Below are 15,695 nucleotides of genomic sequence, written 5' to 3'. Positions count from 1 at the left end.
AGTCAAAGACAGACTCTCCACACGCTAGCAAGAACTGGAAATAAGTCGCGCTTTGAGGTTTTACCCTCGTAGCTGGGCGCCGAACTTCTTCCCTGTCTTCTTGAGAATGCGGTTACGTACGCCGGCTGCATCTTCAGCGGTCAAAGTATGATCCGTGCCGCGCAGACGCAACGCAAATGCTAATGACTTCTTCCCTTCAGGGAGCTGGTCACCAGTGTAGACATCAAAGAGACGAACTTCTTCGAGAATCTCTCCAGCGGCAGCGCGAACAACTTCTTCTACCTCAGCTGCTGGAAGATCTTGATCAACTACCAAAGCAATGTCTTCCTTGGCGGCTGGGAAAGAACTTACGGGCTTGATTGCTAGAGGCTTCATATCAACAGCATGAAGAAGAGCGTCTACATCTACTTCGAATGCTATTGACCGCTTTGGCAGATCAAAGGCCTGACAAACCTTTGGTGCCAGTTCGCCAGCGTAACCAATAACTGTTCCGTCAACGCTAGCTTGTGCACCACGTCCAGGATGAAGCGGGGCCTGCTCAACTTGCGCGAAGGCTACGTGCGCACCGAGCGTACGTACAATCACCTCAACAGCGTTCAATGCATCTCGCCAGTCCCACACAACCGCAGGGAAACCTGCAGTCGCTTGGGTAGCAACTGGAGTAGCTACGCCGCCGATATGGTGTGGTTGGCTTGGCATAGCCTGCGACAACGCTGCTAACTGATCCTTAGTTGGACGCTGTCCTGTTCCCGGATTTTCTGCAGGAACAAGATCATGCGGACGTGTCACAATGGATGACTCGAAAATTGCAACTGCCGGATTTGACCGTGCTACATTCAATTTCGCAGTTTCAAGCAAAGAGTCAAGGACCGAAGTACGCATATACGGTGCCTCATCCTGAAGCGGATTTGCCAAGACAATTGCTTCACGACGTGAATCATCTGCTGCAAATAGTTGCTTATCAAAAGTTGCCGCCGAGACAAACGGATACGACAAAACCTGCGTCCAGCCTTGCTCAGCTAAAGCACGAATAATATCGCGCTGTTGACGTTGCTTGTGCGTTAGACCGGAGCCACCAGTAGGCGTTGGCAGAACAGAAGCAATCTCATCATAGCCAATCAGTCGAGCAATTTCTTCGACAAAGTGAGCCGGCCCAACTAAATCGGGTCGCCACGGAGCAGGAGTAACTAAAAGCTCTTCCGAATCGCTATCGACTTCGCATCCAATCTCAGTAAGAATCCGGATAATTTCATCACGAGGAACATCCAGGCCAGTTAATCGTTTCACTTCGGAAACCGCAAATGGAATCGAATCAACGGAAGGAACATTGTTAAGGTCAAATCCGTCGTCATCGATAACGCCACCACCGAAATCTACGAGGATCTCTGCTACCATCTGGACAGCAATCGCAGCAATCGTTGGGTCTACACCCCGCTCGAAACGCTTCGAAGCTTCAGATGGCAAACGATGACGACGAGCCATGCGAGCAACTGAAATCGGATCGAAATGAGCTGCTTCGATTAAGATATCAGACGTTTCCTTACTGACTTCAGTTTCAAGGCCTCCCATTGTTCCTGCCAGACCAACCACGCGTGCACCAACTCCACCAGTTGAATCTGCGATTACGAGGTCCTCAGGGTCTAATGCACGTTCGACACCATCAAGAGTGATCAGCTTTTCGCCATTCTCAGCACGTCGTACCACCAATGGTGCAACAACTTTCGCTGCATCATATGCATGTAACGGCTGCCCCAAATCCAACATCACGTAGTTAGTAGCATCAACTGGTAACGATATCGGTCGCATGCCAGCGGCAGTCAATCGATCCTTCATCCATTTTGGCGATTCAGCATTCGGATTGACGCCACGGACAATTCGAGTAACAAACCGATCAGCACCTGGCTTACCATGGATTGGATTTCGGTCATCAACAACTACGTCAAACCCATTGTTATTCACTGCAAGTGGGTCCGTAGCAAGGTTCTGAGCTAATCCTGGATCTGTGAATTTGGCACCGGTAGAGTGCGCGTACTCGCGTGCGACTCCGCGCATAGAGAAACAATAGCCGCGATCCGGCGTGACATTAATTTCCAAGGTTTCATTCGCTAAGCCCAAGAATGGAAGGATATCTTCACCAATCTTGGGTAAACCAGCCTTAGTCGCTTCTTCAGCGGAATGCGCTAGCACGATAATTCCGCCTTGGTCTTCACCTAAACCGAGTTCGGGAGAAGAACAAATCATGCCGTCCGAAATATGTCCATATGTTTTACGCGATGCGATTGCAAAGTCACCAGGCAATACTGCGCCAGGTAAAGAGACAACAACATAGTCACCCTCGACGAAATTGTGTGCGCCACAAATGATTCCACGAGATGGGAAATCTACTGGCTCTTTCCCTTCACCTGGGGCATCGTTATGCTGACCAACATCGACTCGACAATAGTTAATAAGTTTGCCGTTCTTCTGGGGCTCCTTAACAAGCGTAAGAACCTTTCCAACGACAATAGGGCCGGAAACGTCTGGCTTATGAATTTCTTCCTCTTCCAACCCGACCTTAACTAGGTCAGCAGCCAGCTGAGCTGCAGTAAGATCGGAAGGAACTTCGACGTGACTGGCGAGCCAATCAATAGGAATAAGTGGCATCAGTTTCCCCTTCCAGTTGTGCCGAATTGCTGCGAAAAACGTACATCGCCCTCAACCATGTCGCGCATATCTGCAATTGCGTTACGGAGCATCAGCGTACGCTCAATACCCATTCCAAATGCGAAACCGGTGTATTCATCAGGATCAATACCTGCGTTACGGAGCACTTCCGGATTGACCATGCCGCAACCACCCCATTCAATCCATCCGGCTCCGCCCTTTTTCTGTGGGAACCATAGATCCATTTCAGCAGACGGCTCTGTAAACGGGAAGTACGATGGGCGCAACCGAGTTTTTGCTTCAGGACCGAATAGATTACGAGCAAAGTGATCCAACGTTCCCTTTAAATGCTCCATCGTCAAGCCCTTGTCAACTGCCAATCCTTCTATCTGATGGAATACAGGCGTATGTGTAGCATCAAGCGCATCAGTACGGAACACCTTTCCTGGGCAAACAATGTACAGCGGCACTCCGCGCTCTAACATGGCATGCGATTGAACCGGCGAAGTGTGCGTGCGAAGGACAAGACCTGGCTGCTCTGCTACATCAGCATCGACGCCTGCATATGCACTGCCTTTAACATAGAATGTATCTTGCATCTGCCGTGCGGGATGATCTGGACCAAAGTTTAACGCATCAAAATTAAACCACTCATGCTCCAACTCTGGGCCTTCAACAATCTGCCATCCCATTCCAAGGAAAAGATCAGATATATCTTCCATCAGTGCAGGCAAAGGATGACGGGCACCGCTAGGAGCACGCCTAACCGGCACGGTAACATCGACAGTCTCCTCAACAAGCATTCGAGCTTCTACAGCAGCTTCAATACGCTCTGTAGCTTGCGCCAAAGCTGTCTGAACTTCTTTACGAGCAGCTCCCATAAGCTTTCCAGCGACTGGACGGTCAGACTTATCGAGCGACTTAATCTGCATATTTGCGGTTGTTAGTGGAGCATTATCGCCACTATGAGCGATTCTAGCTTCCTTTAGTTCTTCGAGAGATTCCGCAAGTGAGAATGCTTCCTTCGCAGCGGCAATAGCTGCAGCAATCCCAGCTTCATCCATCGGACTCAGCGGTTCCATAATGGCCTTTCATCGTAAACCTGTGACACCTACTATTGTAGAGCGTCAATCACACAACTTCTTAAGACAGAACACATATTATTCGTCACGAAATCCTCGCCATGAGCTTAAAATAGACCTAAAAAACGCAACGTAGCACGGAACTTACTAGACTAGGACATAATATACGACGTCAACTCTAGGAGGCCGCCATGGCTGAGGAAAAGAATCTATTCGAAAAAGCAACCGATTCAGCAAAGGAATTTCTAGACACTGCGAAAGAATCGGTGTCTTCATCCGAAGCAAAAGCTAAATTGACAGATGTCAAGAGCAGTGTTGTTGATGGCATGCGCGATGCTGGCGAGAACGTCACCGACGTCGTTCGCAATACTAAACACAAGGTCCAAGACGCGCTTGGAAAAGATGACTCATTGGCTGAAAAAGCTGACCGCAAAGTTGAACAAGCTAGCGAAACAGCTTCAGATAAACTTGGAAATGTCGCTAACCGGGTTAGCGACAAGGTTGAAGAAGCTAGCGACCGTCTTGATGACGCACAGTAATCGATAACAGACCTATGAGTTGTGGCTGAGAACGAAAGTTCCCAGCCACAACTATTCAGAAAGCTATGATTAAACTCAAACTCAATCTAGCAGTCCAACTTGACGCAGGACTTGCGCAATACCTTCTTCTTCCGCTGGAAGCAGCTTAGAAACAGGCTCTGGCATCTGGTTTGACTCGAAGATACCGAGAACTTTCAAAGCGGTCTTGAAAGACCCAACGCCAGCTCCAAAACCAGTAGTTGAGGACGGAACCATGACGATGCGCATCAAATCTGCAAGTCGGTCTTGTTCCTTACGAACTGTTTCCCAATCCCCTGCTACGTATGCGTTCCACTGCCGGACATAGCCAGTAGGATCAACGTTAGCGAGGCCTGGAACCGAACCATCTGCGCCACCGAGGTATGCGCCATCGACAACAACCTCGTGTCCTGTCAGTAGTGACAACGGATGTCCTGCTCGCTCATTATCTTGGAGTAAGAAACGGAAAGAGACATCGTCCCCTGACGAATCCTTCACGCCAGTAATTACACCATCTTGTCCGAGCTTCATAAGTAATGCTGGTGGGAGCTTCACGTGAACGCATACTGGAATATCGTACGCGAAGATCGGAAGCTCAGTAGCATCATGAAGCTGCCGGAAATGGCGCTCAATCTGTGGCATTCCACCAAGAGCATAGAATGGAGCAGTGGCAACAATTCCATCAACGCCGATTGCTTCTGCCTGCTTGATGTGCTCGATTACTCGATCAGTTTGGGTATCAATCACGCCGGCCAACACTGGAACTCGCCCAGCTACTACCTCATTGGTAGCCCGTAAAATTTCTTCACGACGCGCAGGAGTTGCAAACGCTCCTTCACCGGAAGAACCAAGCGCGAAGATACCGTGAACACCCGCTTGGATCATTCGGTCCAGTCCACGCTGATAAGACTCAGCATCGAACGAACCATCTTCGTGTTCTGCAACAACTACCGGAGGAATAACTCCACGAAATTCTGTCATCATCTTTTCCTTAAATAGTTGGGTGTAGCAATGACGGAGCTGCGCCCAAAAGTTTCCGAGTATATGGGTCTTTAGGATCGGCCAAAAGTTCAGCTGCTGGCCCTTCTTCAACAACCAAGCCTTTATTCATGACTGCGATGCGGTCTGACACGTATCGCACAGTTTGAATGTCATGAGAAATAAACACCATTGCTAGGTTTAAATCTCGCTTCAGATCAGTAAGTAGATTCAGAATCTGAGCACGAACTGAAACATCGAGTGCCGAAGTAGGCTCGTCCGCAATAATTGCTTTTGGTTTCAGAGCTAGCGCACGGGCAATAGCAACACGCTGCCGTTGACCACCAGAAAGCTGACCTGGGAGCGCATCTAGCGCAGATTCAGGCAGTCCAACCATGGAAATCAAATCGCTCACGCGCTTCTCTCGTTCAGCTTCCGTCCCCATCTTGTGGACGCGCATTGGATCCGCAAGCTGATCATGGATAACCATACGAGGATTCAATGCGGTGGCAGGGTCTTGGAAGACAACCGACACCACTTCACCGATTCGACGTCGTGCATCAGCTGTACGCTTCGTCACTTCCTCGCCGTTAAAGAATACGTGCCCTGCAGAAGCTTTCTGTAAACCACACATAACGTTTGCAGTCGTAGACTTGCCACAACCAGATTCACCAACAATTCCAAGCGTCTGACCAGGCATTACTTTCATGTTCACGCCGCGTACAGCTTGAATTTTGTTTGGCTTAAAAAGTGAGCCAGTTCGCGTTGAGAACGTAACTTTAACATCCTTGAGTTCGATAATTGGCGTATCTTGAGAAGTCACAGCTGTTCACCTACCTTCGAATTGTCGTTGGTTTGTTCCGGACGCGGCGGCAGTGCTGCGTAGTAATGTCTCGGTCCGACTTCTGTCAAGACAGGGCGGATATCCAAACCATAATCTGGATGAGAAGAACGAGGTGCAAAGCGATCTCCAGTTGGGAAGTCCTTTGGTGACGGGACTGTACCCGGAACCTGGTGCAAACGTCCTGATCCAGATTCGATGGAGAGCACAGCGCCCAGCAATCCACGTGTATATTCGTGCGTCGGGTGAAGCAACAGTTCTGAGGTAGGAGCCTGCTCAATAACCTGACCCGCGTACATCACTGTAATGGAGTGAGCAACTTCAGCAACCAACGCTAAATCGTGTGATACGAAGATCATAGCGAAACCGAGCTTCTCACGCAGATCATTCAACAACGCAATTACTTGCTTTTGAACAGTCACGTCAAGAGCTGTAGTTGGTTCGTCGGCAATCACGAGCTTCGGGTCACGAGTCAATGCCATTGCGATCAAAACACGCTGGCGTTGTCCTCCCGAAAGCTCATGAGGATACGACTCCAAGGTACGCTTCGGATCGAGGCCAACGAGCTCAAGGAGCTCTTCAGCACTGCGGGTACCGCCGCGCGAAGTTAGCTGCTTCATCTGAGACTTAATCAACATCGCCGGATTAAGTGAGCTCAGTGCATCTTGATAGATCATTGCCATTTCATGACCTAGAAGTTGCTGCCGTTCCTTGGCGCCCATCTTTAGCAAGTTCTCGCCTTTGTACAAAAGCTCACCGGATAGCTCAGCGCGGGGATCAATCAAACCCATAATTGATAGAGCAGTAATCGACTTACCGCAACCAGATTCTCCAACAAGCCCCATTGTTTCGCCTGGCGATACAGTAAACGAAACATTATCGACGACGTTAACATCTCCATGTCGCGGGAACTTAATCGAGAAGTTCTTAACTTCTAGCAGCGGGGTGATCGAAGGATCAGAAACGAACCGATCATGTCGCTTCGACTCGACTTCTTGGAGAGCATCGATGCGGGCCTGCAAGGAAGCTGCTTGCTCAGCATACGCCTTGCGTGGGTCGAGAAGGAGCTTATCTGCTTCACGCTTAGACGAAGCATCGACCTGTGCAACGGAAACGCCCTTTGGTGCAGCTACCATCGCATCCGTAATACCTTCAGACAAAATATTAAGACACAGCACAGTGATCATGATCAAAACGCCTGGGAAGAACGCTGTCCACCATTTACCTAGCATGACCGAAATATTTGCTGAAGCGTCAGATAGCACATTGCCCCATGTTGGGACCATAGCTGATTGTAGCCCCGAACCGATGAAGGTCAATGACGCTTCTAGAATGATTGCGTCTGCAACTAGCACCGTAGCGAAAACGAGTACTGGAGCAGCGGTATTACGCATCACGTGCTTAACCAAGATCCACGGTGCACGAGCACCAGAGACGATAACTGCGCGAACGTAGTCTTCGCCGTATGCGCTCATCACATTTGCGCGAACGATACGTGCCAACTGTGGCGTGTAAACGAATGCAATCGAACAGATAATAACGAGTAGAATTCCAACGAGGTTATCCGAGCTGAAACGCGCCGAGAACACAAGGACAGTTACCGCTGCCATTGCGATACCTGGCACTGCCATAATGATGTCCAAGATACGCATAATGACTTCGGAGATTGACTTACGCACAACTGCAGCGATCGAGCCAATAATTGCCCCAAAGAACAGTGCAATAGCGGTGGAACACAAACCAATAATCAGTGAGAAACGACCGCCATATAGGAGCCGGCTGAGAATATCACGGCCGACGTGGTCGGTGCCAAACAAGTGATCTGCACTCGGTGCTGCCCATTTATCGTAGATAGCTTCTGGCGAATATGGCGCTAGTAGTGGTGCGAGAAGAGAAATAACCGCAATGAGGAAGAGAACGCCGAGAGCAATCCGCGCACCAACACTCATGTTTCGGATACGGGAGAAACGTGCCCCTGGCTGAGTAACTTTAGTTAGCTTTTCTTTCTTTCCCATGATCACACCGACCTAATACGTGGGTTAATCAGCAAATAAAGCATATCCACGATGATATTGACAATAATGAATGCAATTGCTACGACCAGAGCACCACCTTGAACGAGGTTAACCCAGTTGTTCTGGATGCCCTTGATCAGGACTTGTCCCATACCATTGATCGCAAAAATGATTTCGATGACGACGGCGCCACCCATCAGATAGCCGACTCGCAAACCAAGAACAGTAACTGGCGTAATCAATGCATTGCGTAGAACATTGCGGCCAATAACAACTGACTTTGGAATGCCAGCACCCAACGCGGTACGTACATAATCTCGGTCAAGTTCTTCTACCATCGAGGTTCGAACTACGCGAGTCATTTGGCCGATAACTGGAATAGCCAGTGCTACCGCTGGTAGTAGCATTCGTAAGAACCACCCGCCAAAGTCCTCAAACATTGGTGGTAACGCACCAGAAACTGGAAGTTTACCGATAAATGCAAGAACGAGCAGAACAGCGAGCCAGAAGGATGGCGTTCCAATGCAGATAACGGATAGAACGCGAATAAGTTGATCTGGCCAACGGTCTCGATAGATTGCTGCGAGAACGCCAAGCGGGAATGAGAAGATCACAGCCAGAATCAGACCGAAGAACGTTAGTTGCAAAGTGACTGGCAATGCTTGTCCAATGAGGGATGAAACAGTGTTGGATACGCCAACACCATAGACGCCCAGATCTCCTTGGAAAAGGTTAAATATGTATAGGCCTAGGCGAACGAGGAGCGGTTCGTTCAGCCCCTGTTGCTCGCGGAAAGCTTCAAGTTCGGAAGGGGTAGCATTTTCGCCCAGCGTGCTGTACGCCGGATCAATAGGCGAAAGTGCCATAATGAGAAAGACTAGGACTGTCACGCCTATAACCATTACTGGCAAGGCAATCAGACGGCGCCCGATGAGTCTAAGTAGATTATTCATTCGATCTATTCCTTATGACTACGTTGAGTGATGGAAGGGGCGGATGCGGGTGTTCGCATCCGCCCCTCAATCGTTTAATTCAGCTGTCTGACTTACTTATGGGATGCACCGAGGAGATACAAACCGGTTGTTGCAATGGAGTCAACACCATCAAGTGCAGCAGGGTTGTAGGCAGTAATCATCGAACGGTGGAACAATGGGAAGATTGGCGCTTTTTCAGCAACAATATCCTGGATTTCTCCCCACTTTGCTTTAGCTTCAGCACCATCAAGCGAATCGGCTTCGGCCATCAAAGATTGGATCTTGTCGTAAGTTTCCTTATCCGAGTTAGCGAAGTTAGAACGCTTGTGCATCCATGCATTGTCGCCGTACCACCATGAGAAGAAAATAGCTGGATCGTTACCGAATACGGACGGATCTCCTGGAGCCAAGATGACGTCGTAGGTTGGGTTCTCCACATCAGCATTATCAGCGTAGAGCGCAGCAGAAGCCTTGGACTCAATGTTGACCTTAATTCCAACCTTTTCAAGATCTTCCTTAATCTGAGGAGCCAAGTTAGCAACCCATGGGTGATCAGTGGTCAGCAAGGTCATCTCGAGATCAGAAACACCGGCGTCAGCCAAAAGCTTCTTTGCATCTTCGATAGAATAGCTGAGGTCGGTTGCTGGCTTCTTATATGATGGGTTCACTTCTGGCAAGAAGGAGGTAGCTGCTACAGCTTTGCCGTCAAGTGAGGAATCAATGAGTCGCTGAATGTCAATCGCACGGTGAATTGCTTGGCGAACCTCTGGCTTATCGAATGGGGCTTTAGTGGTATTGAACATCAAGAATGGGTTGTTGTACCCTTCAACTTCCTTGACTTCCCACCCTGCAGCTTGGAGCTGATCGATCGTGGCAGCTGGAACAGCTTCCATAACGTCGGTGGTACCGCCCAAGGCAGCCGATAGACGCTGACTGTCGTCCTTTTGTGGGTTCCAGACGATCTTCTCGAGCTTGGCTGGATTCTTGCCGTTGTAGTGCTCATTCACTACCGCAGTAATAGGAGTACCTTCCTTTGGTGCCGACTCAAACTTGTATGGGCCAGTACCAATTGGCATTGTCTTGAGATCGTCATCGCTCATGCTAGCTGGAACGACCTTGACTAAGGCCAAGCGTTCCTTGAGCTTTGCAAATGGGTAGTTCAGTTCAATGGTAATGGTGGAATCGTCCTTGGCGGTTACGCTCTTAATTGCGCTGAAGAATGGGGTGTAAAGTCCACCTTCATTTGAGTTGCGCTCATATGACTTGACGACGTCATCTGCTTTGACGTCGGTTCCATCAGAGAACTTTGCACCGTCGCGTAACGAGATCTCGTATGTAAGTTCGCCAACTTCCTTTGGCTCCCCTGCAGCGAGTGCTTCGTGTGTGGAATAGTCAGCCATATTGAAGTCATAGAGACCTTCGAGAATATGCCAGTTAACTCCATTAGCAAGGGCCGATCCAGCGTGGATTGGGCTCCAGTTCGTTGTTTCGTAGGCTACACCAGCGTTGAGAACACCAGATGGACCTTTGGACTGTGCACCATCATCGGTGCTCTTTGCTTCAGTGTTGCCACCACAGGCACTAAGTACCAAAGCTGTTGCGGCAAGCGTTGCCACGATACGCGTCTTCTTGACAGACATATACTTTCCTCTCCATTGAGCATAAGAGCAACCGTCACCTGGAAGCTCGTATGTTGTCCGACAAATTTATCGTAGATGTTTATCACATATCATGCAACACAGACCGACCTTTTTAGATAACGATCTGATAACATTTCGCGCTGGCATCCCGACGAGAACCGGACTTCCCCTGTTGCTATGCAGGTGTCTTCATCGTAACAGGAATCAGGATCGGAAAAGCTTATAACGCGACAGTTCCTTCAGGTTCAACAAGCAGTATTTCGATTTTGTGCTTGCGCTGAAGCATACAGACAAAGTCCCGTGGCCATAGCTACGTTAAGTGATTCTGACTTCCCCCACATAGGTATACGAACCCGCGCGTCTGCCCATGCCAATTGCTGGGGAGTAAACCCGCGTGCTTCGTTTCCAACTAACCACAAGGTAGGTCTACGTAAATCGATATCCGCTAGCGGATTATGTTCTTGAGAAGAAAGTAAAGCCTGATCTGACAGCGTTGCTAAGTCATATTCCCCATCACCATCTGCAATAAGGACTTGGAAATCTGCTAGCTTAGCTCGATCAACTACCTGAGAAACGTCCTCATCTTCGATGATAGGGAGATGGAAATAAGAACCAGCGGTAGAGCGCAACACTTTAGGATTTGTAGCGTCCACAGAACCACTCCCAAGAATAACGCCGCCAGCGCCGGCTGCATCAGCGGATCGAATGATAGTCCCAACGTTTCCTGGATCAGATCCCTCCACCATGCATACCAATAACTGGCTACGGGCGAACACAACATCAAGTTCTTCCTCATCAGGAATTGAAATTACTGCAAAAATTCCTTGTGCATTTGGAGCATGCTGTTCACTTAGCTCGCATGGAAGCACGTGAGTATACGGGTCAACGTGTATGAGTAACTCGTCAATATCTGGATAACGTTCCAGGGCAGGTTCAGTGACATAGACGTCGCGAACTTGATTTGGCATCTCTGCCAATGCTTCGCGAACAGCCTGCGGACCTTCAACGAGCGCTTGCTCGTACTCGATACGCGCTTTACGCCGAGATAAACCAAGCGCTTTCTTAAGCTGACCAGAAAGTGTCATCATCGGTGTTCGCGGCATGAATACTCCTAATATTTTACTAATACGATGACGCTCCCACTCAACTAACCGAGCGGGAGCGTCATCAGAGCTAAATTTACCTAAAATCAGGCAACTGGAGCATTAACATCGGCAGGAAGTGCTTTACGAGCAGCTTCAACAACGGATGCGAATGCAGCTGGATCATTAACTGCCATTTCAGCAAGCATACGGCGATCAAGCTCAATACCAGCGAGCTTGAGACCCTGCATGAAACGGTTGTACGTCATACCATTGGCGCGAGCACCAGCGTTGATACGAGCGATCCACAGCTTACGGAACTCATTCTTCCGGACCTTACGGTCACGGTAGTTGTATACGAATGAGTGAGTGACTTGTTCCTTAGCCTTACGGTACAAGCGGGAGCGCTGACCACGGTAGCCAGAAGCCCGCTCAAGTACAGTGCGACGCTTCTTCTTGGAATTAACGGCGTTCTTTACACGTGCCATGTTCTTATATCTCCTTTAGTGCGAGCTAGCTCAGATGCCGAGCAATGATTTGACCTGCTTGACGTCTGCCCGTGCTACCGGCTGATCCGAGGATAGACGGCGAGTACGACGAGACGACTTGTGCTCGAGAAGGTGGCGCTTACCAGCCTGCTCACGCATCAACTTGCCAGATCCCGTCTTACGGAAACGCTTCTTTGCACCGGAGTGCGTTTTCATTTTTGGCATTTTACTTCCCTCAATGCTGCCTATGGCAGCGTTCTGTTCTGGCTTCTTTTTACAGAAGCGGTTCGTGTCAGCTTGTCTTAAATTAAGTCAATCAGTCTTCAGCAGGAGCTTCGTTTTTCGAAGCAACTCGTTCAGCATTCTTTTGAGCGCGCCGAGCTTCTTCAGCACGACGGTTCTCACGTTCAGCTTCACGACGACGACGCTGGTCCGACTTAGCCTCTGACTTACGGCGTGTTGGTGCAAGCACCATCACCATGGAGCGACCATCAATACGCGGCGCTGACTCAACGACTGCGTCTTCTGCAGTATCTGCGGCTAGACGTTCCATGAGTCTCATGCCTACTTCTGGACGGGATTGCTCACGCCCCCGGAAGCGCAATTGGATCTTGACTTTGTCTCCCCCGTTGAGGAACTTAATAATTCGCTTCAACTTGGTCTCATAGTCATGCTGATCGATCTTAAGACCGAGGCGCATTTCTTTTAATTGCGTATTGGCTTGATTGCGACGTGACTCGCGTGCCTTCTGTGCGGCTTCATACTTGAACTTTCCGTAGTCCATAAGTTTGGCCACGGGCGGGTTCGCGTTAGCTGCCACTTCAACAAGATCGAGGTTCGCTTCCTGAGCGAGTCGCAGTGCATCCTCAACACGTACTACACCGACCTGCTCTCCGGCTGGGCCTACTAGACGTACTTCGGCGACATTGATTCGATCGTTGATTCTTGGCTCGTTGATAATTGCTCCTCTTAACTTAACTTCGACGTGCGACGCGCACGGAGTCCAGAGGGCATACGGTACTTTGCCGTATTCTCGTGACCCGGCCCCTAACGGGACCCAGGTGGGATATTCTCCGCTTGCGTTCCGGCATATGCCGGTCGGTCATTCCCTAATACTACCAGCTTTCGGCACCAGATCCCAAAAACATTCACCTCTACAGTCAAATTATGTGGTGATCTTGCGCACGTTTCAACATATGCGAGGTCTTATCTCAACAACATCGAGCCGAGCACGCACATAAGGATCACTTTCTAACGCTTCACTTACGTATGTTGCCACCCGCATAACATCAGACATCTGCGAATCAGCAGGGAAACCAATATCCACAATACAAAAACCAGCTGGTCCGGGCTCGATACTCATATGAACAATGCCAGAGGCAACCTCTCGAGCAACCGTCGCGACACAGTCGTTAATTCTTTCATCATTCCAGGGCGCCAACCAGCGTCCGCCGCTGGCTAACGCTATAACCGCCGTACGTCCCAGCCAAGTTTCGGTGGTCGAACCAGGATCCAGAACCATCAGACCCGTTTGCTGTTTTAGACTGGCAATAGCAACTGACTCAACAGTTGCCGGTACCGGGCGCGCTCCCTTGTGCCATTGTCTAAGCGCATCGATGCCTGAGAAAACAACCACCGCTGGCCGTTGTCCAGCTAGCTCGGCAGTAACCAGAGAACCATCACCCGCCAACGGTTGCGCTGAATAAGACTGATGTTCTTTTACGCGACCAGACTCATCGAGCCCCGGATGCTCATGTGGAACCACCGGTAGCAACACGCGCGTTAACGATGCGACAACAGCTTCTGCTCGTCCATCAGCCACTGACAAAGTAAAAGCTTTGGCAAGTTCAGGTGGAACCGACCCGTCGTCGTTAGAAAACGGATTCGGCGCAAGTAACGAGGCGATATCAGGCACGATCGCTCTCCTCGTCACCGTTAATCTCGCGGAAAATCTGTTCTACCTCTTCGGACGTCATCTCACTAATCGCGCCAGGAACGTCCGCAGGATCTTTTTGCCCCAACAATAGGGATTCAATCAAGGGATCTAACACATTAAGAATGAGTCCACCTGGAATTTCTTCGTCTCGTTGCCCGGATAGATAACGTACTGCAGACACTAGCCCAGATGTGCCAACTTCCGTGCCGACGTCGTCTCCTAAATCCGCAGTCAACAAAATAACACCATATTCGGACAGCTGCGACAAAGCAGCCGCCACCTCGCTAGGCTGATCTGAAATATCCGCGGAATCCGACACAGCTGCAGTATCATCGCTCGACCCTAGAAGCTCACTAATGTCCCAGTCATCAAAGCTTTTCACCGGAATATCACGAACAATCGCAGCCCCTGAATCCGTGGGGACCACTGTAGCCGAGATGCCTCGAAGTTTAAGTACTCCAGCAACAGGTCCAGGATGCTGAAAAGTTGTCAGGATCAGGTAGCGGCGTGCAGAGTTCACAAGCGTCCAACCTTCTAGTAGGGAATCTCGATGCGTCTAAGTCTAGACGTGATACCTCACCGACACAAAAGGTTAGGACTACCGTCCCAAGGCCCGCCTAACCTTGCTATACCAATGCTTTTGCGTTAGATAGAGTATGGATATACGAATGTTAGAGACGAAGGGAGCAGAAAATGACTCTAACTTTTGATCATCATTCCTGCAACTGCGACATTAAGACGAACGCACCCGCGAATCTTTCGTTCACTCCCGCAGCTCAAACAACAACTGTTTTGAATTCCAAGCTCAACTGGCTTCGCGCCGGAGTCCTTGGCGCTAACGATGGTATTGTCTCCACCGCTGGCATAGTTATGGGTGTATCCGGAGCTGCGGTAGACAGCCACGCCCTCTTTGCTGCGGGTGTTGCTGGCATGGTCGCAGGTGCACTGTCGATGGCCGCCGGCGAATACGTCTCGGTGTCCACTCAACGTGATACCGAAAAAGCTGCTGTCTTGGCCCAACGGAATTTCTTTCGCCGGGATCCATACGGTGCACAGCAACGGCTAGCAAGCCTAATCGCGGGTCGAGGCATATCAAAACCACTGGCATGGAAAATGTCTGAGGAACTAACGAAAAAAGATCCGGTCCATGCGTTGACTCAATACGAATACGGTATCGATGCTAACGATCTGACGAACCCTTGGCATGCGGCCTGGGCATCCATGATCTCGTTTGTGCTTGGTGCGCTCATCCCCTTTATCGCGATGATCTTTTCTCCCAGTGGCTGGGCAATCGGTCTGACAGTAATATCGGTAAGCGTTGCACTAGCGATCACTGGCGCAGTTTCAGCTTGGTTAGGCGGTGCACCGATAAAGCAAGCAACTATGCGAAATATTGTTTGGGGCAACCTAGCAATGTGGGGCACATACGGAATCGGATTGCTAGTCGCATTCTTCTAAC

Annotated in this window: 15 protein-coding genes; 2 read left to right on the top strand and 13 right to left on the bottom strand. The window is 49.8% G+C overall.

What is annotated here, in order from left to right; all coding sequences use genetic code 11:
- Positions 1-60 precede the first annotated feature (60 nt).
- On the bottom strand, positions 61-2,643 hold the full coding sequence (gene pheT, locus BLT51_RS06355; protein ID WP_091281220.1) for a phenylalanine--tRNA ligase subunit beta: 2,583 nt from the start codon (positions 2,641-2,643) through the stop codon (positions 61-63).
- Positions 2,643-3,725, bottom strand: a complete 1,083-nt coding sequence (gene pheS / locus BLT51_RS06350; RefSeq protein WP_091281218.1) for a phenylalanine--tRNA ligase subunit alpha — start codon at positions 3,723-3,725, stop codon at positions 2,643-2,645. The genes pheT and pheS overlap by 1 nt, the downstream gene beginning before the upstream one ends.
- A 191-nt stretch (positions 3,726-3,916) precedes the next feature.
- Here pheS and BLT51_RS09245 point away from each other — a divergent pair, with 191 nt between their 5' ends.
- The gene (locus BLT51_RS09245; protein WP_091281215.1) at positions 3,917-4,264 is read left to right on the top strand and encodes a hypothetical protein; all 348 of its coding nucleotides are present in this window, start codon (positions 3,917-3,919) and stop codon (positions 4,262-4,264) included.
- Positions 4,265-4,345: 81 nt separating this feature from the next.
- On the opposite strand, the gene BLT51_RS06340 is transcribed toward BLT51_RS09245, so the two are convergent.
- From BLT51_RS06340 to BLT51_RS06290, 11 genes are all read right to left on the bottom strand, one after another.
- A complete protein-coding gene (locus BLT51_RS06340) occupies positions 4,346-5,266 on the bottom strand; it encodes a dihydrodipicolinate synthase family protein (protein ID WP_172801331.1) in 921 nt (306 codons plus the stop codon).
- A 7-nt stretch (positions 5,267-5,273) separates the two neighbouring features.
- Positions 5,274-6,083 carry an ABC transporter ATP-binding protein gene (locus BLT51_RS06335; protein WP_091281210.1) on the bottom strand — a complete coding sequence of 270 codons (810 nt, stop codon included), beginning with the start codon at positions 6,081-6,083 and terminating at the stop codon, positions 5,274-5,276.
- The gene (locus BLT51_RS06330; protein WP_091281207.1) at positions 6,080-8,116 is read right to left on the bottom strand and encodes a dipeptide/oligopeptide/nickel ABC transporter permease/ATP-binding protein; all 2,037 of its coding nucleotides are present in this window, start codon (positions 8,114-8,116) and stop codon (positions 6,080-6,082) included. Before BLT51_RS06330 ends, BLT51_RS06335 begins: the two co-directional genes overlap by 4 nt.
- Before the next feature lie 2 nt (positions 8,117-8,118).
- Positions 8,119-9,069 carry an ABC transporter permease gene (locus BLT51_RS06325; RefSeq protein WP_091281204.1) on the bottom strand — a complete coding sequence of 317 codons (951 nt, stop codon included), beginning with the start codon at positions 9,067-9,069 and terminating at the stop codon, positions 8,119-8,121.
- A gap of 92 nt (positions 9,070-9,161) precedes the next feature.
- Positions 9,162-10,730 carry an ABC transporter substrate-binding protein gene (locus BLT51_RS06320; RefSeq protein ID WP_091281203.1) on the bottom strand — a complete coding sequence of 523 codons (1,569 nt, stop codon included), beginning with the start codon at positions 10,728-10,730 and terminating at the stop codon, positions 9,162-9,164.
- Positions 10,731-10,975: 245 nt separating this feature from the next.
- Positions 10,976-11,833: a TrmH family RNA methyltransferase gene (locus BLT51_RS06315; protein ID WP_091281199.1), complete on the bottom strand. Its 858-nt coding sequence runs from the start codon at positions 11,831-11,833 to the stop codon at positions 10,976-10,978.
- An 86-nt stretch (positions 11,834-11,919) separates the two neighbouring features.
- Positions 11,920-12,300: a 50S ribosomal protein L20 gene (gene rplT / locus BLT51_RS06310; RefSeq protein ID WP_091281196.1), complete on the bottom strand. Its 381-nt coding sequence runs from the start codon at positions 12,298-12,300 to the stop codon at positions 11,920-11,922.
- A gap of 30 nt (positions 12,301-12,330) precedes the next feature.
- Positions 12,331-12,525 carry a 50S ribosomal protein L35 gene (rpmI, locus tag BLT51_RS06305; protein ID WP_013170184.1) on the bottom strand — a complete coding sequence of 65 codons (195 nt, stop codon included), beginning with the start codon at positions 12,523-12,525 and terminating at the stop codon, positions 12,331-12,333.
- A gap of 91 nt (positions 12,526-12,616) precedes the next feature.
- Positions 12,617-13,243 carry a translation initiation factor IF-3 gene (gene infC, locus BLT51_RS06300; RefSeq protein ID WP_269456650.1) on the bottom strand — a complete coding sequence of 209 codons (627 nt, stop codon included), beginning with the start codon at positions 13,241-13,243 and terminating at the stop codon, positions 12,617-12,619.
- 246 nt (positions 13,244-13,489) lie between these two features.
- A complete protein-coding gene (locus BLT51_RS06295; protein WP_157672939.1) occupies positions 13,490-14,215 on the bottom strand; it encodes an SseB family protein in 726 nt (241 codons plus the stop codon).
- The gene (locus tag BLT51_RS06290; RefSeq protein ID WP_091281187.1) at positions 14,208-14,756 is read right to left on the bottom strand and encodes a hypothetical protein; all 549 of its coding nucleotides are present in this window, start codon (positions 14,754-14,756) and stop codon (positions 14,208-14,210) included. Before BLT51_RS06290 ends, BLT51_RS06295 begins: the two co-directional genes overlap by 8 nt.
- A 173-nt stretch (positions 14,757-14,929) precedes the next feature.
- Between BLT51_RS06290 and BLT51_RS06285 the strand changes: the two genes are divergently transcribed.
- On the top strand, positions 14,930-15,694 hold the full coding sequence (locus BLT51_RS06285; protein ID WP_091281184.1) for a VIT1/CCC1 transporter family protein: 765 nt from the start codon (positions 14,930-14,932) through the stop codon (positions 15,692-15,694).
- The last annotated feature ends 1 nt before the right edge of the window (position 15,695 follow it).

The organism is Arcanobacterium phocae (assembly GCF_900105865.1).
Lineage (GTDB): Bacteria > Actinomycetota > Actinomycetes > Actinomycetales > Actinomycetaceae > Arcanobacterium > Arcanobacterium phocae.
The sequence above is the reverse complement of the archived record's forward strand: the minus strand, read 5'-3'. Positions and strand labels throughout refer to the sequence as shown.